19 protein-coding genes, 2 tRNA genes and 2 pseudogenes are annotated in these 24,831 nt (G+C 49.1%); 10 read left to right on the top strand and 13 right to left on the bottom strand.

Annotated features, from left to right (window positions below; genetic code table 11):
* Positions 1–6: 6 nt before the first annotated feature.
* From ACO05Z_RS20340 to ACO05Z_RS20320, 5 genes are all read right to left on the bottom strand, one after another.
* Positions 7–651, bottom strand: coding sequence for a tRNA1(Val) (adenine(37)-N6)-methyltransferase (locus ACO05Z_RS20340; RefSeq protein ID WP_421904018.1), 645 nt, complete (start codon positions 649–651; stop codon positions 7–9).
* A gap of 205 nt (positions 652–856) precedes the next feature.
* Positions 857–2,377 (bottom strand): murein biosynthesis integral membrane protein MurJ, encoded by a 1,521-nt coding sequence (gene murJ, locus ACO05Z_RS20335; protein ID WP_421904017.1) that lies wholly within the window; start codon positions 2,375–2,377, stop codon positions 857–859.
* A gap of 201 nt (positions 2,378–2,578) precedes the next feature.
* Positions 2,579–3,403 carry a bifunctional DNA-formamidopyrimidine glycosylase/DNA-(apurinic or apyrimidinic site) lyase gene (gene mutM, locus ACO05Z_RS20330; RefSeq protein ID WP_421904016.1) on the bottom strand — a complete coding sequence of 275 codons (825 nt, stop codon included), beginning with the start codon at positions 3,401–3,403 and terminating at the stop codon, positions 2,579–2,581.
* 20 nt (positions 3,404–3,423) lie between these two features.
* Positions 3,424–4,602: a ChaN family lipoprotein gene (locus tag ACO05Z_RS20325; protein ID WP_421904015.1), complete on the bottom strand. Its 1,179-nt coding sequence runs from the start codon at positions 4,600–4,602 to the stop codon at positions 3,424–3,426.
* A 7-nt stretch (positions 4,603–4,609) separates the two neighbouring features.
* Positions 4,610–5,875 (bottom strand): phenylacetate--CoA ligase family protein, encoded by a 1,266-nt coding sequence (locus tag ACO05Z_RS20320; protein WP_421904014.1) that lies wholly within the window; start codon positions 5,873–5,875, stop codon positions 4,610–4,612.
* 272 nt (positions 5,876–6,147) lie between these two features.
* On the opposite strand from ACO05Z_RS20320, the gene ACO05Z_RS20315 reads away from it, so the two are divergent.
* The 3 genes from ACO05Z_RS20315 (at position 6,148) to ACO05Z_RS20305 (ending at position 7,383) form a co-directional block, all read left to right on the top strand.
* Positions 6,148–6,223, top strand: a tRNA-Lys gene (locus tag ACO05Z_RS20315).
* 123 nt (positions 6,224–6,346) lie between these two features.
* Positions 6,347–6,422 (top strand) — tRNA-Lys (locus tag ACO05Z_RS20310).
* Between the two features lie 172 nt (positions 6,423–6,594).
* Entirely contained in the window at positions 6,595–7,383 is a 789-nt protein-coding gene (locus ACO05Z_RS20305; protein ID WP_421904013.1) for a methyltransferase domain-containing protein, read from the top strand.
* Between the two features lie 123 nt (positions 7,384–7,506).
* On the opposite strand, the pseudogene ACO05Z_RS20300 reads toward ACO05Z_RS20305, so the two are convergent.
* A pseudogene (locus ACO05Z_RS20300) lies at positions 7,507–8,370 on the bottom strand (methyl-accepting chemotaxis protein); the annotation flags it as partial.
* Between the two features lie 357 nt (positions 8,371–8,727).
* Positions 8,728–9,381: pseudogene (locus ACO05Z_RS20295) on the bottom strand (CZB domain-containing protein); the annotation flags it as partial.
* Between the two features lie 267 nt (positions 9,382–9,648).
* On the opposite strand from ACO05Z_RS20295, the gene ACO05Z_RS20290 reads away from it, so the two are divergent.
* From ACO05Z_RS20290 to ACO05Z_RS20280, 3 genes are all read left to right on the top strand, one after another.
* Complete coding sequence (locus tag ACO05Z_RS20290) at positions 9,649–10,350, top strand: FadR/GntR family transcriptional regulator (protein ID WP_421904011.1); 702 nt, start codon at positions 9,649–9,651, stop codon at positions 10,348–10,350.
* A gap of 120 nt (positions 10,351–10,470) precedes the next feature.
* Complete coding sequence (locus ACO05Z_RS20285) at positions 10,471–11,844, top strand: glycerate kinase type-2 family protein (protein WP_421904010.1); 1,374 nt, start codon at positions 10,471–10,473, stop codon at positions 11,842–11,844.
* A 292-nt stretch (positions 11,845–12,136) separates the two neighbouring features.
* Positions 12,137–14,239 carry a HAMP domain-containing methyl-accepting chemotaxis protein gene (locus ACO05Z_RS20280; protein ID WP_421904009.1) on the top strand — a complete coding sequence of 701 codons (2,103 nt, stop codon included), beginning with the start codon at positions 12,137–12,139 and terminating at the stop codon, positions 14,237–14,239.
* Positions 14,240–14,313: 74 nt separating this feature from the next.
* Here ACO05Z_RS20280 and ACO05Z_RS20275 read toward each other — a convergent pair whose 3' ends face one another.
* From ACO05Z_RS20275 to ACO05Z_RS20265, 3 genes are all read right to left on the bottom strand, one after another.
* On the bottom strand, positions 14,314–14,745 hold the full coding sequence (locus ACO05Z_RS20275; RefSeq protein WP_421904008.1) for an RT0821/Lpp0805 family surface protein: 432 nt from the start codon (positions 14,743–14,745) through the stop codon (positions 14,314–14,316).
* A 21-nt stretch (positions 14,746–14,766) separates the two neighbouring features.
* Positions 14,767–15,555, bottom strand: a complete 789-nt coding sequence (locus ACO05Z_RS20270; protein ID WP_421904007.1) for a class I SAM-dependent methyltransferase — start codon at positions 15,553–15,555, stop codon at positions 14,767–14,769.
* A gap of 280 nt (positions 15,556–15,835) precedes the next feature.
* A complete protein-coding gene (locus ACO05Z_RS20265; protein ID WP_421904006.1) occupies positions 15,836–16,468 on the bottom strand; it encodes a peroxiredoxin in 633 nt (210 codons plus the stop codon).
* Positions 16,469–16,710: 242 nt separating this feature from the next.
* Here ACO05Z_RS20265 and ACO05Z_RS20260 point away from each other — a divergent pair, with 242 nt between their 5' ends.
* From ACO05Z_RS20260 to ACO05Z_RS20245, 4 genes are all read left to right on the top strand, one after another.
* A complete protein-coding gene (locus ACO05Z_RS20260) occupies positions 16,711–19,596 on the top strand; it encodes an insulinase family protein (protein WP_421904004.1) in 2,886 nt (961 codons plus the stop codon).
* A gap of 261 nt (positions 19,597–19,857) precedes the next feature.
* A complete protein-coding gene (locus ACO05Z_RS20255) occupies positions 19,858–20,076 on the top strand; it encodes a hypothetical protein (RefSeq protein WP_421904003.1) in 219 nt (72 codons plus the stop codon).
* 80 nt (positions 20,077–20,156) lie between these two features.
* Positions 20,157–21,023 (top strand): ChbG/HpnK family deacetylase, encoded by an 867-nt coding sequence (locus ACO05Z_RS20250; RefSeq protein ID WP_421904002.1) that lies wholly within the window; start codon positions 20,157–20,159, stop codon positions 21,021–21,023.
* The gene (locus ACO05Z_RS20245) at positions 21,023–21,994 is read left to right on the top strand and encodes a glycosyltransferase (protein ID WP_421904001.1); all 972 of its coding nucleotides are present in this window, start codon (positions 21,023–21,025) and stop codon (positions 21,992–21,994) included. Before ACO05Z_RS20250 ends, ACO05Z_RS20245 begins: the two co-directional genes overlap by 1 nt.
* Positions 21,995–22,026: 32 nt before the next feature.
* On the opposite strand, the gene ACO05Z_RS20240 is transcribed toward ACO05Z_RS20245, so the two are convergent.
* Genes ACO05Z_RS20240 through ACO05Z_RS20230 form a run of 3 tightly spaced genes read right to left on the bottom strand, consistent with a single transcriptional unit; the run spans position 22,027 to position 24,707 of the window.
* On the bottom strand, positions 22,027–22,752 hold the full coding sequence (locus tag ACO05Z_RS20240) for an OmpA/MotB family protein (RefSeq protein ID WP_421904000.1): 726 nt from the start codon (positions 22,750–22,752) through the stop codon (positions 22,027–22,029).
* A 12-nt stretch (positions 22,753–22,764) separates the two neighbouring features.
* Positions 22,765–23,541, bottom strand: a complete 777-nt coding sequence (locus ACO05Z_RS20235; RefSeq protein WP_421903999.1) for a motility protein A — start codon at positions 23,539–23,541, stop codon at positions 22,765–22,767.
* Positions 23,538–24,707, bottom strand: a complete 1,170-nt coding sequence (locus tag ACO05Z_RS20230; RefSeq protein WP_421903998.1) for a cyclic nucleotide-binding domain-containing protein — start codon at positions 24,705–24,707, stop codon at positions 23,538–23,540. Before ACO05Z_RS20230 ends, ACO05Z_RS20235 begins: the two co-directional genes overlap by 4 nt.
* Positions 24,708–24,831 lie beyond the last annotated feature (124 nt).

Here is a 24,831-nt window from a genome sequence, read left to right as displayed (position 1 = left end):
GATCATCTACTTGGCAATGTAAGGACAAAACTCCACAGCCGCTTCAGTCAGGGAATTATCTTTCTCAAATAAAATCACAGGTGCTTCCAAAATCAACCCCGGTTTACCGCCCTTAACAGCTTCAAGCATAACTACTTTTGACGGTGAATCTATGCGCCCGTGAATAAATTTCATACGCTTGGGTTCCAGCTTGTGGCGGGTGAAAGAATTTACCAGCTCGGTCAGCCGTTCAGCGAGGAACACAAAGCAAACCCGGCCCCGGTTACGGACCATGCGCGAGGCCGTGGCAACAAATGCATCAAGATCGCAATCAACCTCGAAGCGAGCCTTGTTGCGGTCTCCATCCGGACAGGCCTTGCCCCTGCCCTCGCTGCGGTAAGGCGGATTGGAAACCACCAGATCATAACTTCCAGCTGGTGCGAAATCCGGTGTGCAGACATTACCCCGCACAATGCCGATTTCCTCGGCAAAACCCAACTTCTGAACATTCTCTTCCGCAGCCGCAACCATTTCCGGATTGATTTCCAATCCGGTGATAGTCAGCCCTTTATTAATATGATTCAGCATTATGCCCAACGGGATCACACCACTTCCTGTACCAAGATCGAGCACCCGTGCCCGACTCGGAACCGAGGCAAAACTGCTAATCAATAAAGAATCTGTGGAAAATCTAAAACCTGATTGAGGCTGCACAAGTCCACGGGGGAAATATTCTCTGGAAATTTCAGGCATAAGAACAAACCAAAACTAATAAAAATTTTTGAAGAGTCCAGAGAAACTTTTTCCAAAAAGTTTCTTTGGTCCCGCTGAAAGCGCCGCCGGAGGCAAAATCATCTCATCTTAACCGCGAATCGCATCAAATCTTTCTTCGCAATGCCCCGATCAACATGTGCGCATCGTCAGACTTAAACAGCAATGAACCAAAGCCATAGACCGCCATCCAAACCGGGATAAGTGCGAACCATAAAATATCATACCGTGCTGAATACCATGCACCAGCCCCGATCAATGCACTGAGCAACACACTCTTTGACACACTACCAAAAGGCAACGGAAAAAGTCCGGTCCTGCGGCCCATGATGATGGACAGCAGCAAGCAGTTAAGCATGGACGAAAGAGAGACCGCCAAGGCCAGCCCCACATGAGCAATATGCTGCATGAGCAGATAACCTACGCCAACATTTACTAACAAACAAAGAATGGCAACCTTGACCGGAGTCTGGGTGTCTTCCTGCGCATAAAAGGCAGAAACCAGCGGACGGGACATGGCGATGAACGGCAGACCGATTCCGTAAGCCATGAGTGCCTGTGAAGTTGCGGTTACAGCCTGCGCATCAAAAGCACCACGCTCAAAAAGCAGTCCGATGAGCGGTTCGGCAAGGGAGACCAAACCAGCCATTGCGGGCAGGGAAATAAATAAAATTAAGCCAACACTCTGCTTAAGGGTCTGGGCGAAGTCATCATGCAGCCCTTCAACATACAGCTTTGCCAGACTCGGCAAAGCCGCGGTTCCAACAGCTATTCCGAACACCCCCAACGGGAACTGCACTAAGCGATCAGCATAATAAAGGTAGGAAACCGATCCCACAGGAAGAAAAGAAGCCAACAGCGTACCAAGCACCACGTTGATTTGATAGACCGCAGCACCAAGAACCGTGGGCAGCATGAGCTTGCCCATGCGCTTTACGCCGGGGTTATCCAGCTCCGCCTTGCCGCGCCAATGTAATCCAATGCGCTTTAAGTAGGGCTGTTGCAGCACCCATTGCAAAAATCCACCAATAAGTACGCCCCAAGCCATAAACAAAGCCACGCTGTTCCCAGTGAAATATCCAACCAGCGCCGATCCGATCAGAGCCACATTAAGCATGCACGGGGCCAGTGCCGGAGCCAGAAAATGCCCCATACTATTAAGGATGCCCATACAGAGCGCAACACCGCAAATAAAAATAACATAAGGGAAACAAACCCTTACCAGATCAACCGTAAGAGACATCAATTCCGGATTGGCACCAAATCCCGGAGCAATGAGCAGGACCAGATATTTTGCGCCCACTATCGCCAGCACTGTCAGTACGCCGAGAATGAGCAACAACCAGAGCATGGCAGATCTTGCCATTTCAAAAGCTTTGCCTTCACCCTGTTCCTTACGCACCCGGCTGAAAACCGGGACAAAGGCCATAGTCAAAGACCCTTCCCCGAAAAGCCTGCGCAGCAGGTTCGGAATACGGAAAGCCACAAAAAATGCATCCGCCGGCAGACCTGCGCCAAGGGCGAACGCAACAATAAGGTCCCTGACAAAGCCAAGGACCCTTGAAAGCAAAGTCGCCCCGGCTACTACCGAGGCGTTGCGGACTATTTTACTGGATTCAGCAGTCATTTGAAGAAAGCCTCCGGCGGCTTAAACCCTTTTTGAAAAAAGGGTTTAAGAATCCCAAAAACTTTTAATAGTTTTAATTAATTCTCATCATGGAAAATTTTTCATTTACAGCGGCGAAGCCTTACTAAAAGTTTTTGAAGAGTCCAGAGAAACTTTTTACAAAAAGTTTCTTTGGCCCCCCGGAGGGTCGCCGAAGGCATACTAATCCTTCATTTTCTGACAATTACTGCAAAAAGTAGATGAGCGTCCTGCTACAGTAGCGCCTTCGAAAACTTTACCGCAATCAGGGCAGGCCTCCCCTTTTTTTCCGTAAGCCTTGAAACTGTTCTGGAATCCCCCGGCATCTCCCCCGGCATCCACGTAGTCGCGGATGGAACTGCCGTTCTCCTGAATGGCCTGCTTAAGCACTGCCTGCAATTCAGTGAAAAGTTTTACCAGAGATTCTTTGGAAAGATCAGAAGCCTTGGCTTTGGGATGAATACCGGCCCGGAACAGGGATTCATCAGCATAAATGTTTCCGCAGCCAGCCACAACAGACTGGTTGAGCAACAAGCCCTTGATCTGAGCCTTGCGGCCAACGATGCGCTCGGCAAGTTCTTCGGCTGTAACTTCCAGCGGTTCAGGGCCGAGACTCTTATAGAAATCCCATTCCTGCAACTCTTCGTTGTTCAGGGCGCGCACTTCACCGAACTTGCGGGTATCGTGAAATTCAATGGAACCGCCGTCGGTCAAGCCGAAGACTATACGGGTATGCGGCTCAGGATTGGTGGGGCCTTCGTGGGCCAGCACCCGTCCGGTCATCTTAAGATGAAAGGTTACGTGCAAATCTTCACCGAGATCCATGATCAGCAACTTGGCCCGACGGTGGATACGGGTAATCTTTTCCCCGGCTACGCGAGAAGAAAACAGATACCACGGCATTTTTACAGAACTGTGGTTGAGAATTTTAACAGATTCAATTGTCTTGCCCTCAAGAGATTCGGCAAGACCACGGGATATTACTTCTACTTCCGGCAATTCTGGCATTTTACACTTCCTGAAATATCTTATTTATCTTTCTTCATGCGGGTCAGTCTGCCCATATCAAGGTCAAAAAGCTCACCACGACGGTCGATTGTAAAAATCAACGGCTTGTCTTCCTTGTGGGCTTTGGACCCGGCCATATGCATGGCTGTCAGGCTGGTTACGGGAATTCCCTGCGCCTTGGCAATAATATCGCCGGGGCGCAATCCATTTTTGTAACCCTTGCGGTCCCGCTTAACAGCGGTGATCACCGCCCTGCCCTGACGCATTTCAATGGTCATGCCCATGCGACTTTCATAAGACGGCGGACAATAAAAGAATGAATCCGCTGCAGTGGGATAAAATTCATCACCACGCCAAGGCATGATGGTCATAACTTTAGCCTGCGGGTCAAGTACTTTCAGCCTGCGGGGTATGCCCCAACCGTGCTCAACATGTCCGCCCCCGGCAAGAATGACCACCGGATGACCGGAGCTTTTGCGCAGCTCAACGGCCTTTTCAGCCATGCCCGTATCCCAGAGGGACTGGACCAGAAAAAATTTCTCAATCTGCTTGGGGTCTGTGGCATCGCGGCCCTGATGCATGGCAAGGACTTCTTTAAGCCCCTCCTCCTGTTCGGGCGCGGGAGGGATAACTTTTTCCGGCAGCATGGCCCGGTCTTCCGGGGAAATGCCATCAAGTCCTTTTTCGCGAACTTCTTTGACAAGACGAAAGGGAAAATTCAATCCGGCAACAGTCAACCTGCGCTTTTCCGCCAGTTCAAAAATAGGTTTGAACATGTTGAAATCAAAACGCCAGCCGTTCTGCCAGTCAAGTTCCTTGGGCAGTTCCGGGACCGAAATCTGACCGAGATTGAAACGATTAAGGATATCCTGCTTCTGGGCGGTAACCATTTCAAGGCCGATGGCGACCCTTCCGTGTCCTCGGGTCAAACCCTCAAGAATCTCGAACTGAGCCTTATGATCACATATGGAAGTGTGCCCTTCCCCGATAAGCACATAATCAGCTTTTGAAGCCTCGGCCATGAGCTTATCAAACGGCAGGGGATCGCCCACCGGATCAATGTAATCCCCGGAGCAGGGCAGAAAAGAAACAGCCATTTCAGGTGGAACGTTTTTCTTCACGCAACCGCCAAGCACAAAAAAAAGTGCGCAAAGGACCAGAACGGCCCTTGCGCACTTGTTGATGGTATTAAAAGCCATACCCAGGTTAATCCCAGTTACGCTTATCTTCAATAGGCCTGATCTGCGGGGGCAGAGAGCCGGGAGTCAGAACCTTGAGGATGGGGCGCAGCTTGATCTTTTCGCGGAACATGTGCAGCAGCTCATCTTCACGCTTAAAGTTGGAGACCTCGATGTTGAGGATCATTTCATCAATGCCGCCGGGGTTGGTAACTTCGATCTGCCAACGTTTGACTTCTTCGAAGTGAGCCATGACCTGCTCCACCTGATGGGGGTAAACGAACATACCCTTGATTCGTGCAGTGGTATCCACGCGGCCTACGATGTTGCCGAGGCGCGGTGTGGAACGTCCGCAAGGACAAGGAGTACGGTCGATGTAGCTCAAGTCGCCGGTGGCGAGTCTGATCAGGGGGTAGGTCTTGTTGAAAGCGGTGATTACGATTTCACCTACTTCACCGTCCTTGAGCGGGATACCGGTATCAGGATGGCAGATTTCAACAAAGGCGCGGTTGGTGATGTGCAGACCATTCTTGTGGTAGCACTCGTAACCGATACAACCTACGTCTGCAGTTCCGTAACCCTGACGCATGATCAGGTCGAATTTCTTCTCCAGATCGGAACGCATTTTTTCGGAGAATTTTTCCCCGGTGACAAATGCGACTTCAAGGTACAGATCCTTACGCAGGTTCAGACCGGCTTCTTCAGCCTTCTGAGCCAGGTGCATGAGGTAGCTGGGGGTACCGACATAACCGGTAACACGCAGCTTCTGCATGATTTCAAGCTGGCTGTTGGTGGAACCGGGACCTGCGGGAACAACTGCGCAGTTCAAGTTGCGCAGGGGTTCTTCAAACATGAGTCCGGCGGGAGCCAGATGGTAGTTGAAAGTAACCTGTGCTACGTCGCCGGAACGGAAACCGGCAGCATAGAAACCTTCAGTCCATCCCCAGTAATCTTCGGAACGGTCTTCGGGATCGAAGATAGGACCGGGAGAAAGAAAGATGCGGCGCAGTTCGCCGAGGTCTTTGGTCAGCAGTCCGCCGAGACGGGGTCCCATGGACTGGAGAAAGATAAGTTCTTTCTTCTTTAAGATAGGTATATGTTTAAGATCGGAAAGTTCTTTGAACTTATCAACCTGAAACTGTGCTCTGTCGAAACGTTTTTTGACGTCTTCAGAATAACGGTAGGCATAGGTCAAAAGTTCCTTGAGCTGCAGGGCGCAATATTGGCGTCTTTCGCCTTCATCAAGAACTTCACGACGGCTATAGATGCCTTCGGTACGGTCTTTACGAGTCATTTATAGGTTTCCTCCATAATTTATTGCCAAATGGGTGTCGGCACTCCATTCAGCTTAGACAATATATGAAAACAAAACATATTTGTCAACTTTTTTAGATTTTACTCAATTATTTCAGTACTATAAATCAATATTTATGCTATACTTAAAAACGGCGCAGTATATTGAAGAGCAAAGATTCTAACACATATTTAAAAAAAAATAAACTTTTTCATTTTTTTTGTTGACAGGGAAGAGCTGTCTGGATAAAAGCTTCTTCGTTCGCACGGAGAGGGTCGTTAACTCAGTTGGTAGAGTATCTGCCTTTTAAGCAGAGAGTCGCTGGTTCGAGCCCAGCACGACCCACCATCCGAACAACCTCCGCAACAGCGGAAATGATCTTTCAAAATGGCGGTCAATCAAACCCGTAAGAAAAAGCTTGACAAGGCTCAGGCTTTACAATAATCTTGATAGACGCGCTTTAAAATATATGGGTCGTTAACTCAGTTGGTAGAGTATCTGCCTTTTAAGCAGAGAGTCGCTGGTTCGAGCCCAGCACGACCCACCATTTTAAAAGAAAAAGGCATTTCATCTTCAGATGAAATGCCTTTTTTCGTTTATAACTCCTTATTGACACCCTTCTCCTTAATATCTATCAAGATGCGGTTCTATAAATACTAAGCGTTTCTTCGCATACCATAAACAATACCCTTTCATGCAAACACAGCAAGGAGCATCTGATGGGCAAAAAAAGCAATCGCATAACAATCGAAATCGCAGGCAAAAAAATTCTTAAGCACATCAGGGATATTGCCAAAGACGATATCATCAAAAAAATGCTCCCCTCCAAGAAACCTTCCAAAATCCTCGAGACAAGTGCCGGCGAAGGAATTCTGGCACTGGAACTTAAAGCTGAGGGTCACGATCTCACAATCACCAACTTTGTACAGGAAGGCGCTGAAGGACTTCATGAAATTAAGGTGGACCTGAATGCGGCGGACTATGAAATAGACAACTCCCCTTTTGACGCCATCATCTGCAGGGAAGTAATTGAACACATCGAAAGCGTGCCCCATACATTAAGAATGTTCCACAAACACCTTACCCCGGGCGGCACCCTTATCCTGACCTTCCCCAACCGCCTTTGCCTGCGCTCCAGATTTTACCATTTCCTGACCGGATTTTACCGGGGCATGCCCTCCCCCATCAACCCGGAACTAATCATGGGTGAAGAGCACATCAACCTGATCGGCTATCCAGAGATGGACTACTTCCTGCGTAAAACCGGATATAAAATCGACGAAGTCACCACTTCTGAAATCAGAAACAGCGATAAGGCATGGCTCATTTTCAAGCCGCTCATCTGGCTGGCCACAACATTTTTCATTCTCTTCTACAAGAAAAACCGCGAAGGATACGAAAAGAACACCCCGGAACAACGCAGGATAAATACCTTTGTCCGCAACGTCCTGCTCTCCACTCCGGTTCTTTGCGGTAAGGACATCGTAATCAAGGCCACCAAGAAATAAAAAAAGGCGCACCCAAAAGGATGCGCCTTTTCATTTAATTACTGATTAGACCTAAAACCTGTCAAAACCATCATCCTCAGGAGAGGAACTACCCGCAGGAAGCATAGGAGCAGGCCCACTGCTCAACTTAAAGAAAGACATAGCCTGCTGTAACAGCTGCCCCTGACGGGAAAGCTCTTCGGAGGTTGAGGCCATTTCTTCTGAAGCCGAAGCATTCTGCTGAATGACAGTATCCAGCTGCTGGATAGCCTTATTAATCTGGCTTACCCCGGTGTTCTGCTCATTGCTGGCTGCAGCAATTTCCTGAACTAATTCGGCTGTTTTGCTGATACTGGGTACTAATTCCTGAAGCATACCCCCCGCCTTTTCCGCGACAACAACAGAAGAAGAGGAAAGTTCGCTGATCTCGGCGGCAGCAATACCACTTCGTTCAGCAAGCTTGCGAACTTCTGCGGCTACAACTGCGAAGCCCTTACCATGCTCCCCTGCCCTTGCGGCCTCGATGGCTGCGTTGAGTGCCAGTAAATTGGTCTGGCGGGCGATCTCTTCAATAATCATAATCTTCTCGGCGATGCTCTTCATAGCCAGTACAGCCTCACCCACAGCATCAGCACTCTGGGAAGCCTGCTGCTGAGACTTCTCAGCCACGCCTTCGGTCTGAACAGCATTTTCAGCATTCTGTTTAATATTGGCAGCCATCTCTTCCATGGAAGATGAAACTTCCTCAATGGATGCAGCCTGCTCGGTAGCTCCCTGCGAGAGACTTTCAGCTGAAGCGGAAAGCTCCTCACTGCCACTGGCAACATTTTCGGAAGCGCTGTTTACATCACCTACAACATTGCGCAATCTGCCAACCATATTGCGCATGCCGTTTGCAAGATGGCCAAGTTCATCATTACGATCCAGATCCACATCTGCGGAAAGATCCCCTTCACTGACCTCTGCTACGAAATCAAGACCCTTATTCAAAGGACCGAGAATGCCCTTAGCGATAATCCAAGCCATGAGTATGCCGAGAATCACAGCAACAATGCTTACACTGATAATGACCTGTCTTGTGGCTGCGGCAGCATCAAGCATCTCCTGATCAGTCATGATGTTATCGGCCACAGTCTGCCGGACTTCAGTAAGGATACCCTGCACAGACTTAAGAGCAGGCACGGTCACAGTGGCATAAATATTCGTGGCTTCGTCAAGATGCTGGAGCTTACGTCCATGCCAGTCAAGCAGGGCATCAATTCTCGCCAGAGTCTCTTCAGCATATTTTTCTACATGCTCGGAAAAATATTTTTGTGCCCCGGCCCTGTCCCCCCGGGCAAGGTAAGCATTCAGCTCATTAACTGTTTCATGTAACTTGGTGTGCGGTTCATATATTTTCGCTACGAGCGAGCCGAACTCAGGATCACTATTAGACATCTCCTTTACATCCGCAGAATATAACCATTTGCCAAGCCCACAACGCCGGGGATCAGCCTGAACAATAATCTTCTGAGACTGCGGATCCATAAGCTGCTTCAAGGCTGAAATCATCCACGACAGATGGTCCAGCTTCTTTTCCCGCAGAAAGCTTCCCAGCCCGGGATCTACCGCTTCATACTTTTCTTCAATCTCAATAGCTGATTTATGCAACTTGTTGTGATGAGATTCGATTTTAGCCAGCAAAGGCTTAATTGCCGGCACAAGTTCTTCCGCTTTCTTGCGATCTTCGCTGTAATACCATTTACCGAAACCGCATTTATGCGGATCAGTCTGTACATCAATTGTATTGACATTTTTATCAGTTAACAACTTGTTAACTTCATTAGCCCAGTTAAGATGGTCCACAATCTTCTGCACAAAATCACCGCGAAGTTTATTACCCGCGATAACTTCTTCGGCATCCCCGACAATTGTTCCGATTCCGGATATGGACCAACCTCCTAGCAGGACCAACAGCAACAACACAGACCCGAAGCCTATTGTAAATTTATAGGCCAGTCTTAAATCTTTCCAGCTCATAACACTCTCTCCTTATATTACCTAAACGACACACCACACTGTAAATACTTACCCCTACATTCTTATTAAACTAACACATTGAACTATCTAAAGGAACACCCTAAATATATTTTCCCTATTTCATACCCCTGAACTTAGGCTTTGCTTGACTATTTTCTCTCTCAGTTATACTGGTAGGACCAGTAGACAGTAAGATGTCAGACCAACCCAAAAAGGAATCCCGGCCTCAACGATGTAAGGGGTCAGAATTATTATATGTGCGCGAAAATGTTTAAACCCATCAAAAAAGTCAGGGTTTCGGAAACAGCGGCCAAGCAACTGGAAGAGCTGATTCAGAACAAGACTTTTGTTGAAGGCGAACCGCTCCCTTCCGAACGCCAGCTCATGAAGGAATTACAAGTGGGACGCGGGTCTATCCGTGAAGCACTGCGAATACTTGAAATTAAGGGATTCATTGAAACGCAGCCCGGAATCGGCGCTTTTGTAAAAAGTTACGAAGGGGATATTTTCAGCCCCCTTTCCACCTGGCTGACTGACAATTACGAAGCTCTGCGCCATTTTTTCGAAGTGCGCTCCCTGCTGGAACCCAGCACGGCCCGCATGGCTTCTGAACGGATTTCCGATGAAGACTTTGAGGAACTTTTAAAGACCCACGAAGAATTCAAGAAAACCGTAGAAGAAGAGGACCTGCCCCGGGCGATCATGGTCGATGCGGAATTTCACCGCCTCATCGGCAAGGCCACGGGCAACAAGGTTCTTTCATCCATTATGGATGCTCTTTACAAATCAATGATCGAAGGCTGGAAGGCACCCCTTAAGATTCCGGGACAGCCCAACAAAAGCCTGAAAGAGCATGAAGAAATTCTTGCCGCGATCAAAAACAGAGATGGCGAACTGGCCGCACAGCTCATGACTTCGCATTTAAGAGAAGCCCTGAAAGCTCTGGGCGATGCCGGTTTGAATAAATAGGCAATGCGCGGCTAGCGGGCATTCTCTGCCGGAAGGTGTTGCAACCCTGCATGCGGCAAGGTTGTATATAGGCGGAGACACGCATTGCCTTCTTTGCAAAAACGAACTGAGGACCACATTATGATGACCAGCGAACAGGAACATCTCCGGCAGATTTTTGCCGAAGCACTGGACCGCGTTGATCCATATAAAATCATCACCAACAGGGTTACCCTTGAGGGAGAAATCCTGACCGTCGCCATGGACGAAGGTGATGTGGTTGTTGATCTTCAGGAATTCGAACGCATCGTAGTTATCGGTGCGGGCAAGGCCACCGCGAAAATGGCCCTCGCCATTGAAGAAATTTTAGGAACCCGAATTGAGTCTGGTCTTATCTCCGTAAAATACGGACATACCGAAGAACTCAAATATATCCGGACCATTGAAGCAGCTCACCCGGTACCGGACAACAACAGCGTCCGCGCAGCCCGTGAAATTGAAGAACTGGCCTGTTCTACCACCGACAAAACTCTGGTTATCAACCTTGTTTCCGGTGGCGGTTCCGCCCTTCTCTCCAGCCCCATGCATGCTGAAGTGGACGGAGAGATAATCGAAGTAACCCTTGAGGACAAACAGAACACCACCAAGACCCTGCTGGCCTGCGGTGCTGACATCAGCGAGATCAACTGTATCCGCAAACATCTTTCATCCCTCAAGGGCGGACGGCTTCTGCGCTGCCTGCGGCCGGCAAGAAGCCTCAACTTTATTCTTTCAGATGTTGTAGGCGACAATCTCGACACCATCGCCTCCGGGCTAACCAGTTACGATCGCTCTACTTATTGTGATGCCATGTCCATCATTGATAATTACGAACTGCGTGACAAGATCCCGGCCAACGTGGTCCGCGCCTTAGAACTGGGCAACACAGGAAAGCTGCTGGAAACTTTGAAAAAAGATGAGTTCAGTGAAATCCGGGCCGAGAACATCCTCATCGGTACCAATCGCATTGCCCTGCTCGGGGCAAAAGATAAGGCCGAAGAACTGGGCTATAACGTACGCATGCTGACCTCCCGCTTACAGGGAGAAGCAGCAGATGCAGCGGATATGCTCTGGGCAGTGGCTCAGGATGAACGCGAATGGGAACTGCTGGAAAAGAAACCGGCCTGTATAATTGTAGGCGGTGAAACAGTGGTGACTCTGAAGGGCAACGGCAAGGGCGGCCGTAATCAGGAAATGGCCCTGCAATTTCTCATGCGGCTGGGACAGGATGAGCTAAATGGCGAATCCATCCACTTTCTCGCTGCATCAACTGACGGCAACGACGGCCCCACTGACGCAGCCGGCGGCTTTGCCGACACCGCAGTGCTGGAAAAATCCCGCGAAATGGGCATTTCCATTGCTGAATATTTAAAAAACAACGACTCCTACCACTTCCTTCAAACGGTAGGAGCCTTGTTTAAAACAGGCCCCACCAACACTAACGTCTGCGACGTCCAATTGCTGATCGTTAAGTAGTTGGCGGGATTCCGCTGAAAAAAAGACCGCTTCCATTCTTCCACTTCCCCAGGTAGCGGTCTTTTTTCCAACGCATAGGAGCAAGCACTTCCTTTAGCTGCCATTTAACCTGAGTGCAACCTATTCTACCTATTATAATCAGTACTCACTTTTTTCTCGCATATCCCGCCCTTTAAATAATTGTTACAAATTCAGCACTGCCAGTTTTTTAACAATAACCTCCTCCCTGAACCATATCTATGGTAATATCTGTAGTGACTATTAATAGATCACAAATTCATGGAGGGGTATCATGAATATTCTCAACAACATGCGCATCAGTATTAGGATAGGGCTGCTTGCAGCTGTCTTAGTGCTGATGATGGTATTCTCTGCTGTCTTAGGATTAAAACTAACGGCGAATTCCAACGACGGATTAAAAACTGTCTACCTTGACCGGGTTATTCCGCTGAAACAGCTTAAAATCATTTCCGACGAATACGCAGTCAACATCGTAGACACTTCCCACAAAGTTCGCAGCACCGCCCTGACCTGGGACCAGGGAATTAATAATCTCGACACCGCCCAGACACATATCAAAAAAGAATTGGATGCCTATCTTGGGACAGAGCTTGTTCCGGCTGAAGAAAAATTGGTCACAGAGCTTAGACCCAAATTAGAGCGGGCTGATAAATCCATAGCCAAGTTGCGCTCTATTTTACAATCAAATGACGGGCAACGGCTTACCAGCTATATACAGCAGGAGCTTTATCCGGTCATCGATCCGGTAACCGAAGTCATTGCAAAGCTTATCGATGTTCAGCTTGTAGTTGCTGAAGAGGTCTACCATCAGGCTGAATCAGAATACGCTGCAGGGCAAAACACAATGATCGCGATCATCTTTGCTGCCATATTTGTATCAATTGCGATAACTATCCTGATTGGGCGCTCCATCATGTCCCAGCTTGGTGGAGAACCCCAAACAATACAACGAATTGCTACCAGAATAGCTTCCGGCGACCTTGATGCCGCCAATGAAATCGAACTGTCAAAAGCAAGAGGCGTCAGCCTTGCCATGCTGGAAATTAATGATAGCCTGACTTCAATTTCAACAGAGCTTGAAGAGACAGTGGAAAAAATTAAACTTGGCGATCTGCGCTTCAGGGCCGACAGCAGCACCCTCTCCGGTTTCTTTGCCGGAATAATGAATAATGCCAACACCCTTGCAGACTCACTTGTGGATTATCTTGACGATATAGCCAACCCCATCATCTGCATAAGCAAAGGCCAGAACGTTTTGTTCAGCAACAAGGCCGCCCAATCAGCCGGACTCATTCCTACCACTGAAAGCAGAAGGAAGTGCATTGAGCAACTAAACAAAAACCCTCATAGCGGACACTATGAAAATATTCTGAATGCTGAAAACCTTAATCTCCAAGCAGGAACAAACCCCGATACCACTGTGTCTTATACAGGGATCCCCATAACCGATAGTCAAGGAAGTCTGACCGGGGTCTTTGAAATTATTGTAGATCAGACTGAAGTTATCGGTATGCAACAAAAAGTAGCAGCACTTGCCGAGCAGGCTTCAACTATTTCTGAAAGATTGGCATCTTCATCAGAAATACTGAACCAACAGGTTGATGAAGCCAGCCGGGGGGCAGCAATTCAAAGTGAACGGACAGCCGAGACAGCTACTGCCATGGAACAGATGAATGCCACAGTTGTGGAAGTTGCCCGTAATGCCGCAGAAGCAGCTGAAAACACCAACCTTGCCAAAACAAAAGCCGAAGACGGAGCAACAGTAGTAGGCAAGGTTATGGTTGCTATTGGAGATATTCAAAAGCAAGCCGAAGGCTTACGAAAAGACACAATAGAGATGGGCAATCAGGCAGAAGGAATCAGCAGCATCATTGAAGTGATCAGTGATATTGCCGACCAGACCAACCTCTTGGCACTCAACGCCGCCATTGAGGCTGCCCGTGCAGGGGAAGCCGGACGCGGGTTTGCCGTAGTAGCAGACGAAGTACGCAAGCTTGCGGAAAAGACAATGACCGCAACCACAGAAGTAAACAACGCCATTACCGCTATTCAAACCTCAAGTCGTAAAAACATCTCCTCCACTGAAGCTGCGGTAAAATCCGTCGATACAAGTACTGAACTTGCAGATAAGGCCGGGGAAGTACTTAAGGAAATTGTGACCTATTCCGACGACTCTTCTGAACGGGTACAATCTATTGCGTCAGCTTCCGAAGAACAGTCTTCCACTGCCGAACAGATCACCAGAGCCAGTGAAGAAGTTGACCGCATTTCACAAGAAACCAGCAGCTCAATGCGCCAAGCAGCACATTCAGTTGATGAAATTGCTGAAATGACTAAAGAACTTGATGAACTGATTCAAGCCATGGTTTCTTAAAAAATTACCGCACCAAATAAAAAAGGCCGCCCCCTTAACAAGGGAGCGGCCTCTCTTTTTAAACAAAAGATTAACTACTGCTTCAAACGCCAGACGCCGTCATCACCGCGGCAGGCTTTAGCCATGATTTTCTCACCACCATCCTCGGTAATAGTCACATCACGACAGACCTTGCCCTGATTTACGTAAGCCGGGGAAGGAGTGGCGCTGTATGATTTTCCGGTATCCGGGTTAGTCCAGCTGGAAGTCTGGCCGGAATGGTTGTTCTCCAAGGTCTTTGAGACCTGCGCTTCGTCTTTTTTATCCCACTCATTACCGACCACGTACCCCATGAGCGCACCGATACCGGCACCGATTGCCGCACCGGAAGCCTTGTTTTTAAAGGTCAAGGCACCGATGGTCGCCCCGGCCAGAGCACCGATACCGGCACCTGACTGGGCTTTATTGGCGCAACCGGAAGCAACAAAAAGAATACAAACAATCAGCAGCGGAACCATTTTTTTCATCTGAAAATCTCCTTAGCAAATTTACTTTGAATCCCGGAAGCATTCCGGTTTCAGGGTTTTTCTTTTGGTGGAAGTCACAGCAGAAGGCATGTGCTTCCATGCATGCAGCGGATTCATGGGCCTACGGTTACGGAAATCAACCCGGCATCCGGTGAAGGCACCAAAGTACGGGGGGTAGATAATCCCATTCAGCTGCTTAAGCGGGGTCCTGTTCTTCCAACTCCACATGGGACCGGGCAGAACAGAACGGGTCATGACCGGGCTGTAACCACTGGTTTTCTTAACCGCCCTGCGCATTTCCGAAGGCGAGAACCAATGAGCCTGACGCAGGGTTGATGGCGAGGCCCAAGGCCACATCCTGCCATGGGTGAAAAAATAAATTGAGTGGCGGTTCAAAAAGCCGATGAGCACTCCCCCGGCGGAAACCCGTGCGGCTTCACGCAGCATTTCTTCGGGTTCGGAACAAAATTCCAGCACGGTCCAGAGCACGGTGAAATCAAACTCATTGTCTGTGAAAGGAAGATGTTCCCCATTGCAGAGATAAAGGGAAGCACGGTTGCCCAGCCGCTTGTGGGCAGCTTCGAGCATCACTGGAGAATGATCCACCCCACTGACATCAAAACCGCAACGGTACAAATGATCAAGAAAAAGACCGGTACCGCATCCCACTTCCAAGAGCTTCCTTTTGCGACGGGGCCAGCCGGAAATAAGATGATCCATAAGCCTTACCTCCTGCTCAAGTGCAAACTGCCCTGCAGGGGTTTTGAACCATGTCTCAAATTTTTCTACGTCAATCCCGTCCCAAACCATACTTACCTCAAATTTTGTAGAATAATTCCACCCAGACTTTCAGGATAAACTTCAAGTGAAGTGCGGTAAAGCAAAAAACAAGTAGCATCGATCTCAGGGAATTATGAAAACAGTACCGGCACATAAAAATAAGCAGGTCCGGAACATGGGGGATTCCGGACCTGCTGTCGTAGTTTTGAGGAGAGGAGGTGTAGTGTTTATATCATGTTAACCGTGGGTAGACTGTAATTGGTTAACTTTGCTTATTCATAGAAGGGGGACAACTAGGAAAGTCCCTGTTCTATTCTCCGTTGAGCTCTTCGTAGACCTTACCGACCAGTTTCTCACTGGGAGTCAGGGTCTTTTCACCGGGAGTCCACTTTGCGGGGCATGCTTCTTCCGGGTGATCCTTGAGATATACATTTGCTTCAATCTTGCGCAGCAGCTCTTCAGCGTTGCGGCCGACGTTGTAGAAGTTGATTTCAGATGAAACCAGCATGCCGTCAGGATTGATTACGAATGTTCCGCGCAGGGCCAGACCGGTGTTGTGGTCATATACACCGAAGAAGTCGGAAACTTCACCGGTGGGGTCTGCTGCCATTTTGTACTTCACATTCTGAAGCAGTCTTTCGTCATTCTTCCATGCCAAGTGGGTGAACTTGGTGTCGGTAGAAACGGAAACCACTTCGCAGCCCAGTTTTTCCAGTTCTGCATGCTTATCTGCGAGGTCAGCAAGCTCGGTCGGGCAAACAAAGGTGAAGTCAGCAGGGTAAAAAAACAGTACCAGCCACTTACCCGCTTTGCGGACTTCTTCAAAATTTACTTCAGTAAAACCGCAATCCTCTGGATCATATGCTTCCATGACAAAGTCAGGAACGGTTTCGCCGATTGATGCTGTAGAGAGAACTTCTTCGTAAACTTCGGTGCAACTCATTTTTCTATCTCCTGTGTGTTTTAAATTCAAAATCAATATTTCAATAACATTTTTTTCTCATCCGTTGAAAGCAGAGTATGAAAATCTTTTTCATGTGTCAACAGTAATCATAGTCTTTACTGTTAAGCATTCAAAAGCCTGATTTCATGGGGTCTAGACAAGCTTGTTTTAATGTTTAGTTCATTGCCAAGAAAAATTATTTTAGGTAATTTCCGGTCATCATCAAAAATATGGAGATATAAATGACCAACTCACATGGCTTCAAAGAAATATCACGAGAATATCTTAGCGAACTAAACGGCGAGGCCGTTATCTATGAACATGAGAAAACCGGCGGACGGGTTCTGTCCGTTATTAATAATGATGAAAACAAGACCTTCGGCATCAGCTTCCGTACTCCCCCGGAGAACAGCACCGGGCTGCCGCATATCCTCGAACATTCCGTGCTTTGCGGTTCAAAAAAATATCCGGTCAAAGAACCTTTTGTAGAACTTTTGAAGTGCTCCCTGCAGACCTTCCTCAACGCCATGACCTACCCGGATAAAACCGTTTACCCGGTAGCAAGCCCCAATGAACAGGATTTCCGCAACCTTGTGGGCGTTTATCTTGATGCGGTATTTTTCCCCAACCTGACCCCCAACACCCTCATGCAGGAAGGCTGGCACTATGTCCCCGAAGAAGACGGATCTCTAAGCTACAAGGGTGTTGTATTCAATGAAATGAAGGGAGCCTACTCCTCCCCGGACAGCCTGCTTTACGAAGCCACCCAGAATTCCCTGTTCCCGGACGTCACCTACGGTCTTGATTCCGGCGGTGATCCGGAAGTCATCCCCGAACTGACCTTTGACGAGTTCATGGATTTCCATGGTAAATACTACCACCCCTCCAATGCCTATGCATTTTTCTACGGGGATGATGATCCACAGCATCGTCTGGCTATGCTTGACGAGTACTTTTCCCAGTTTGAAAAGATCGACCCCAAATCCGAGATCGGTGTTCAGGTTCCTTTTGAAAAGCCCGTGGCAGTGGAAAAGAAATACGCTGCTTCTGACGACGGTAACCAGAAGGCCATGTTCACCGTCAACTTCGGTATCAGCCGTGAGCGTGATTCCATGTCCGATCTTGAACTGAGTGTGCTGGAGCAGGTCCTCATCGGACTACCCTCCTCCCCTCTCCGCAAAGCTCTCAATGATTCCGGGCTGGGCGAGGATATGGCCGGGGTTGGTTTGGAAAATGAACTGCGCCAACTCTATTTCTCCACCGGGCTCAAAGGTATTGAAGCCGAAGATGCTCCCAAGGTTGAAGAACTGGTTTTCTCTACTCTGAAAGAACTTGCAGCAACCGGAATCGCCCGTGAGGACATTGATGCGGCCCTGAATACCATTGAATTCTCCCTGCGCGAGAACAACACCGGTTCCTATCCACGCGGCCTTTCTGTAATGATCACCGCCATGACTTCATGGCTTTATGATGAACATCCCCTTGAGTATGTGCGTTATGAACAGCCTTTAGCTGATCTCAAAGCCCGCATTGAAAAAAGCGAAAAGATTTTCGAACCGCTCATTGAGGAAATTTTCCTGGACAACAACTACCGCACTTCCGTGCTTCTCGAACCTGACAGCAAAGTCGGTCCTAAGCGCGAAGAACGCGAAAAGGCCAAGCTTGCTACCGCCCGTGCGGACATGGACGACACTGAGTACAAAGCTGTTGTCGCCAAGGCTGAAGAGCTCCAGAAGGAACAGGAAGCCCACGACGCACCTGAAGCATTGGCTACCATCCCCCGACTCAAGGTTTCCGACCTCGACAAAGAAGGAAAGGAAATCGTCTGCGAAGAGAAAGGTGAAATGCTTTTCCACGATCTGGACACCAACGGAATAGTCTACCTTGATCTTGCTTTCGACTTCGCAGGCTTGGAAGACAGACTTCTGCCCTACCTGCCTCTCTTCGGACGGGCACTGGTTCAGACCGGAACTAAATCCACCGACTTCGTAACCATGACCAGACGCATGGCTGCCAAGACCGGCGGAATTTCCCCCACTTCTATCGTCAATTCTAAGCATGGCGTGGACGAAAGCTACACCCGCTTTGTACTGCGCGGTAAGGCCACAGCCGAACGCAGTTCGGACCTGCTTTCCATTATGGATGAACTGCTCCGCGAAGCTTCTCTGGACAACAAGGAACGTATCCGCCAGCTGGTGCTTGAATCCAAGGCCCGCAAGGAACAGGCTCTTGTTCCTTCCGGCCACATCATGGCTGCTACCCGCATGAAAGCCCGTTTCAATGAAGCCGGATACATAAACGAACTCATGAACGGTATTTCCGGTCTTGAGTTCCTGCGTGAATTGGCAGACCGTGTAGATAACGACTTTGATTCCGTGGTTGCCGACCTTGAAGCGATCCGTGCGGCCATCCTTAATCAGGCCAACCTGCTGACCAACGTGACTTTGGACGGCAAAACTTTCGGTGCAGTTGAAAATTCCATTGCTGATCTGGTCGGCAGTCTGCCTGCCGGAAGCAAGTCCACTGCTACCCGCAACCGCACAGCCTTTTCCAAAGCTGAAGGTCTGTGCATTCCCGCGCAGGTCAACTACGTTGCCAAGGGGGCCGATGTTTACGAGCACGGTTATAAATATTCCGGCGCAGCGCATGTCATCAGCCGTTACCTGCGCACTGGGTATCTCTGGGATAAAGTCCGCGTACAGGGCGGCGCTTACGGTTCATTCTCCATGTTTGACCGAGCTTCCGGCAGCCTAAGCTTCGTCTCCTACCGCGACCCGAACCTGACCCGAACTCTCGATACTTACGACGGTGTTGCCGAGTACCTGAACAATCTTGAAATGAACAACGATGAGCTGGAAAAGGCCATTCTCGGCGGAATCGGAGAAATCGACAACTACATGCTGCCCGATGCCAAGGGCTACACCTCCATGGTTCGTCACCTAAGCGGCGAAGATGCTGCTTTCAGGCAGGATATCCGCGAGCAGGTGCTGAATTGCAGCGAGCAGGATTTCCGTAATTTCGGAGCAGCAGCCCAATCTGTAGCCGAGCACGGAGATATCGTAGTCCTCGGGAGCAAGAAGGCCATGGAAGAATCCGGACTTGATCTGGATTTGATGGATGTATTGTAAGATGCCTCCGGCGGCCCTTCGCGGACCAAAGAACCCTTTTGAAAAATGGTCCTCTGGACTCTTCTAAAACTTTTAATAGTTTTAGACTGTTAGCTGAACATAGACCATCACAAAGATATAATAAAGAGCGAATCCAACTACTTATGGATTCGCTCTTTTTATTTTTCAAGCACTAAATATCCCCGGCAAACGGACGATAGGATTAATAACCACGCACAAAAACCATACACAGTATAGTTGGAAAACACTCCGGGAGGGGAGATGACTTTCGACAAGACTGATATAGACGGCATTATGCTGTCCTGTACGCTTACGCCAGAAAAGCAGGCCACCTCATTTAATGAGGAAGATTCTTCTGAACGGCGAGAAAAGCTAAGCAAACTCCGCGACCAGATCCGGGCCGGGACCTATCGCCCTGCCATCGGGGAAATCGCCATCAATCTGGTCCGCTCTGAAGCCAAAATCAGCGGTTTTGGCTGATCTCGCGCATTGCCGCACTATTTTCACTTTACCTTCACACCACATGCATTTAAACTGCCGGGTCTGAAACCGGAGGTATGATGCTAGTTGTAATAAATGTGGATGATCTCGGACTGCATCCGGCTGTGCGCCGGGCAGTGGACCAGCTTGCCGAGGCCGGGGTTGTTACCTCGTCCACCACCCTTGCCAACGGACCGGATTTATCCGAATCCGTTCTCTTGCAGGATAAGCATGAAGGGCTGGGACTTGGTGCGCACCTTAATCTGCTGCGCGGCAAACCCATTTCCAATCCGGACCACATCCCCAGTCTTGTGGATGATGACGGACTGCTTTTCGGCAACTACACATCCCTGCTTCTGCGCTACATAAGCGGACGGATCAAACTTTCCGAAGTGGAAAAGGAATGGTCCGCACAGGTGGAATACCTGCTCGACCACAAGGTCCGCCTGACCCATTTTGACAGCGAAAAACATATCCATGCCTGGCCCGGACTTTACAATCTGGCTGGCAAAATTGCCAATAGATACAGGATCAAGTGGATACGCCGCCCGTTCGAGCACACGCCCCTGAATCGCCTTGACAAAGGCATGTTGCGCACTAGATTTTTACAACTCTGCCTCGGGGCAAGCTTTCCCGGCACAAAACCGCTCACGGCTGATTGTGTCTGGGGAATCGGTGACCAGAATGAAAATCTGGACCCGTATCTTTTTAAGAAATACGTCGAGACTTATCGACCTGAAATAGTTGAAATCGTCTGCCATCCCGGCCTCCCGCAGGAAGGAGACGGCCCCTTGCCGTCCGAATTCGGTCCCATGCGGGTGGAAGCGCAGTGGAAGGAAGAATCCGAATCCCTGCTGCATAAGGAATGGCTGGAAATATTTAAAGAACTGGGGGCCACCCCGGTCAACTACGGGCAGATTGATCCCCGTAGCGGAGAGATTAAATAATGTTGCAAGCTGAAGAATGTAAAAGAGAAATTGAAATCAGCATTGTCACTCCCATGCACAATGAAGAAGGCTGCGTGCGTGAATTCCACAAACGCATTACAACCGCCCTGCAGGGAATGAACACCACCTATGAAATCCTGCTGGTTAACGACGGCTCCACCGACAGCACAGAATCCATCATCCGCGAACTGGCTGCAGACGACCCCAATCTCAGGGGAATTATGCTCGCCCGCAACCGTGGACAATGTACCGCAATCTACGCAGGGATACAGGAAAGCCAAGGATGCTACGTAGTTATCATGGACGGAGATCTGCAACACAAGCCAGAGGAAGTGCCGTCTCTAATCGAAGAGATACGCAAGGGTTACGACCTTGTTTCCGGCTGCCGCACCAACCGTGGCGAATCCATGATCAAACGCAAACTGCCCAGCAAGATCGCCAACTACCTCATGCGCGCAACCAGTGGCTGTCAGGTAAAAGATATGGGCGGACTTTCCGTACTCAAGGGCAAGCTGGCCCGCTCCATGACCCTGCGCGAAGGCCAGCACAGACTCATCCCCGCACTGGTCTACGCTATGGGCGGCTCCACTTCCGAAGTACCCATTTCCGCTCCTCCGCGCTTTGCCGGGGAAAGCCACTACGGTTTATCCAGATCTATCGATGTTCTTTTCGACATCGTCATGCTCTGGTTCCAGTCCTCATTCAAGCAGCGCCCCATCTATCTTTTCGGACGCATCAGCCTGCTCATGTTCATGCTTGCTTCGCTGGTCATGGTCTGGCTGCTCTACGAAAAAGTTTTCTTCGGAGTGCACATGGGAACCCGTCCCCCGTTCATGGGCTGTATTCTGCTCTACCTGAGTTCACTGGGCTTCATGTCCACAGGATTCATCCTTGAATCGCTGGCCAACACATATGATGCTGTCATGGGGACCAAGACGTATCAGATACGGGAAATTGTAGAGAAAAAGTAAAGAAAAAGGGGATCGGTTACCGATCCCCTTTTTTATTTATTCTTAGGCGGATAAACCAACAAGACAACCCGACGGTTGCGCTTCTGGTTGGCAGGAATGGCTTTGCCATTCTCATCTATGTTGGGATAGGCAGGAGCAGTATCAGCCATACCCAGCACCTTGATGCGGTCCTTGCTGAACCCGGCATTGAGAAGATAGCGGGCAACGGCACTGGCCCGCGCGGATGAAAGCTCCCAGTTTGATGGAAACTGTCTTGAACGCATGGGAATGTTATCGGAATGACCTTCGACCACTACGTCATAAGGTGATTTGGCAAGAGTGGGTGCAATCTTAGCCAACACCCTTTTGGCCCCCTTGGTCAGGTCAGCCTTACCGCTGGGAAAAAAGAAACCGCCCTTGAGCACAATGGCTACGGAATCAGGACGCATCTTAATTTTCAACGCATCGGATTCACGGCCCACCAACCGAGCCATTTCCAGCTGCATTTCAAAAATATTACGTTGCTCGTCGCTGATCACCCTGCGGGCAACCGGAGCGCCTTCATAAGTATCATTCGCGCCTTTAGGGGGCACATCAACGCCCATGGCCGAAGCAAGGGAATCGGAAACATCCTTGTACTTTTTCTGGTCCACATCGGCGATAGCCAGCAAAAGCACGAAGAAACAGAGCAGCAGAGTCATCATATCTGCCAAAGTCAGGGCCCAGCCGCCCTCTTCTCCGCCCTGTGCAGGCTTTTTCAGACTAAAATCATCCGACATAAATTTTTCCGCCTACTTCTTAGCCTTAACGGTAGCCCACTTACGCGGGGGCAAGTAACCCTTGAGCTTATCCATAACGATAGCAGACGGGGTCTTATCTTTGATGAACAGGATGCCGTCGCGGATAACCCGCATGAGCAGGGTAATCTCATCAATTCGCTTCTCAACCTTAATGGCGATAGGCATAAAAAGCATGTTGGCGAAAAGCGCACCGTAAAGGGTGGTGGTCAAGGCTGTCGCCATGGCCGGACCGATAGCGGCAATATCTGCGCCCATGCCCTGCATCATGGCGATGAGACCGATCAGGGTTCCGATAATACCGAAGGCCGGAGAGAGCGTGGACATGGTCCGGTAAATCCCGGCAGCACTGTATTCCTGCTCGTGATACTGCTGGATACGGTTATCGAGAATCTCTTTGATCTCTTCCTTGGAATAACCGTCCACAAGCATCTGCAACCCTTCACGCAAAAAATCGTTCTCAATATTCTTGAGACTGCCTTCAAGGTGCTCCTCGCCTTTGGAGGAAACATCCTTGGAAAGTCCCACAATAACTTTGATGTAGTTTTCAAGGGGAAGCTCATCTGCCCCCATAGCCATCATGAAAACCCCGAGCACGCGCATTACTTCACGCAGAGGGTAACAGATAAAAGTGGAGGCAATAGTTCCCCCGCCAACAATGGCGATACCGGGAATATTGATAAACACACCCACTGAATCAGTAGAGGTATAAGTGGCGACCATGAGGATGGCGATACCGCAGAATATACCGATTATGGTGGCTATATTCACTTCTTATCCCCTCCTCCTTTAATTTCCCGAACCATTTCAAAAAGTTCGGTGAGTACATCTTCGGCCTCAGTCTCATCCACATTTTCACGGACTTCATCTTGCACGATCTTGGCGATCTTCTTGGCGAGGTTAGCCAGAATCTTCTTACGGGCGTCATCCTCGGCAATGCTCATCAGCACGCCTAGCTTATGGTAGCCAAGACGGGTGAACACTTCCTTGAGAGTGGCATTGTCCACGTAGACGATGTCTTCGATGTCCTCCAGCTCTTCGATGGACTTCTTCTTTTTCTTAACCTTGCTGAAGTAATCCGGCTCTTTTTCAGACGCCCAGTCACTGACCTTATTACGATCGAACATGAACATGGTTTCCGGAAAATCTTCCTGTGAGATCTTTTTGTATATGATCTTAGGATCACTCTCCAGCATTTCAGAAATTTCATAGATGTCCACAATCTGCAATTCAGATGTGGGAGTGTAAGCGGTCTGCTGCAATTCCTTGAAAAGGTTATTGGCGACTTCCAGAAAATTGTCAGGGTCGGAAATCTGGATAAAGCGGTCAGGAAAGGCTTTTCCGGTACGCAGATCAATGGCATCGATAATCTTCAAGCTCTTAAGCTTGCTGATTACGGCATCAATTTCGCTCTGGGAAACAAGAATGATACTGCGGATGATCTTGCAGAGCTTGGTGTAATCAAGCCCGAGATCATGGTTTCGTTCCTTGCGGGCCTGTTCCCGGTCCATGCTGATATGGGTACGGTAGGCAAGATCAAGGATGTTGCAGATACTGGTAAAATTACTGCGATGCCCCTTGGCTGAAATCATTTCACCGGTCCGGGCCAGCCGCTTAACCAGCAGGCGGGTCATATACTGGACTGTACGCGGACACTGGTCCAGAAGCTTGAGAATGATCTGATCGGTAAGGATGACGAGATCGCAGTACTCGGCGGCTTCGGCATTTGCAGAACGGGATCCCTTGGAGATAATGCCCATTTCACCGAAGATTTCACCTTCCCCGAGACGGGCAAGAATGATCTTTTCATTATTCTGGACTTTGTAGATATTCACTGCGCCTTTTTTGATCATATAGGCGACAGAACTCTCCTGTCCTTCCTTGAAAATTTCCTGCCCCTTATAAAAGGACTTGATGTTAGGACTGCTGGACCCCATTAAGAAACTCCCTCAATATTACCCTTTTCCGGGCGAGAAATAAAAACTCACAAAAACAACTCAGAAACTGACGCCTGCTACCATCGGAAAATCAACTTCCCCTGCGGCAATAAAATCAGCAACA

This window comes from Maridesulfovibrio sp., from assembly GCF_965230075.1.
Taxonomy (GTDB): domain Bacteria; phylum Desulfobacterota; class Desulfovibrionia; order Desulfovibrionales; family Desulfovibrionaceae; genus Maridesulfovibrio.
The sequence above is the reverse complement of the archived record's forward strand: the minus strand, read 5'-3'. Positions and strand labels throughout refer to the sequence as shown.

What these genes read in the sequence shown, in the direction of transcription:
- ACO05Z_RS20325 (WP_421904015.1), bottom strand. Translation starts at nt 4,602, where the DNA reads ATGGCTTTTAATACCATCAACAAGTGCGCAAGGGCCGTTCTGGTCCTT.
- ACO05Z_RS20270 (WP_421904007.1), bottom strand. Translation starts at nt 15,555, where the DNA reads ATGGTTTGGGACGGGATTGACGTAGAAAAATTTGAGACATGGTTCAAA.
- ACO05Z_RS20275 (WP_421904008.1), bottom strand. Translation starts at nt 14,745, where the DNA reads ATGAAAAAAATGGTTCCGCTGCTGATTGTTTGTATTCTTTTTGTTGCT.
- ACO05Z_RS20320 (WP_421904014.1), bottom strand. Translation starts at nt 5,875, where the DNA reads ATGACTCGTAAAGACCGTACCGAAGGCATCTATAGCCGTCGTGAAGTT.
- ACO05Z_RS20255 (WP_421904003.1), top strand. Translation starts at nt 19,858, where the DNA reads ATGACTTTCGACAAGACTGATATAGACGGCATTATGCTGTCCTGTACG.
- mutM (WP_421904016.1), bottom strand. Translation starts at nt 3,403, where the DNA reads ATGCCAGAATTGCCGGAAGTAGAAGTAATATCCCGTGGTCTTGCCGAA.
- ACO05Z_RS20265 (WP_421904006.1), bottom strand. Translation starts at nt 16,468, where the DNA reads ATGAGTTGCACCGAAGTTTACGAAGAAGTTCTCTCTACAGCATCAATC.
- ACO05Z_RS20240 (WP_421904000.1), bottom strand. Translation starts at nt 22,752, where the DNA reads ATGTCGGATGATTTTAGTCTGAAAAAGCCTGCACAGGGCGGAGAAGAG.
- murJ (WP_421904017.1), bottom strand. Translation starts at nt 2,377, where the DNA reads ATGACTGCTGAATCCAGTAAAATAGTCCGCAACGCCTCGGTAGTAGCC.
- ACO05Z_RS20280 (WP_421904009.1), top strand. Translation starts at nt 12,137, where the DNA reads ATGAATATTCTCAACAACATGCGCATCAGTATTAGGATAGGGCTGCTT.
- ACO05Z_RS20260 (WP_421904004.1), top strand. Translation starts at nt 16,711, where the DNA reads ATGACCAACTCACATGGCTTCAAAGAAATATCACGAGAATATCTTAGC.
- ACO05Z_RS20250 (WP_421904002.1), top strand. Translation starts at nt 20,157, where the DNA reads ATGCTAGTTGTAATAAATGTGGATGATCTCGGACTGCATCCGGCTGTG.
- ACO05Z_RS20245 (WP_421904001.1), top strand. Translation starts at nt 21,023, where the DNA reads ATGTTGCAAGCTGAAGAATGTAAAAGAGAAATTGAAATCAGCATTGTC.
- ACO05Z_RS20230 (WP_421903998.1), bottom strand. Translation starts at nt 24,707, where the DNA reads ATGGGGTCCAGCAGTCCTAACATCAAGTCCTTTTATAAGGGGCAGGAA.
- ACO05Z_RS20285 (WP_421904010.1), top strand. Translation starts at nt 10,471, where the DNA reads ATGATGACCAGCGAACAGGAACATCTCCGGCAGATTTTTGCCGAAGCA.
- ACO05Z_RS20290 (WP_421904011.1), top strand. Translation starts at nt 9,649, where the DNA reads ATGTTTAAACCCATCAAAAAAGTCAGGGTTTCGGAAACAGCGGCCAAG.
- ACO05Z_RS20305 (WP_421904013.1), top strand. Translation starts at nt 6,595, where the DNA reads ATGGGCAAAAAAAGCAATCGCATAACAATCGAAATCGCAGGCAAAAAA.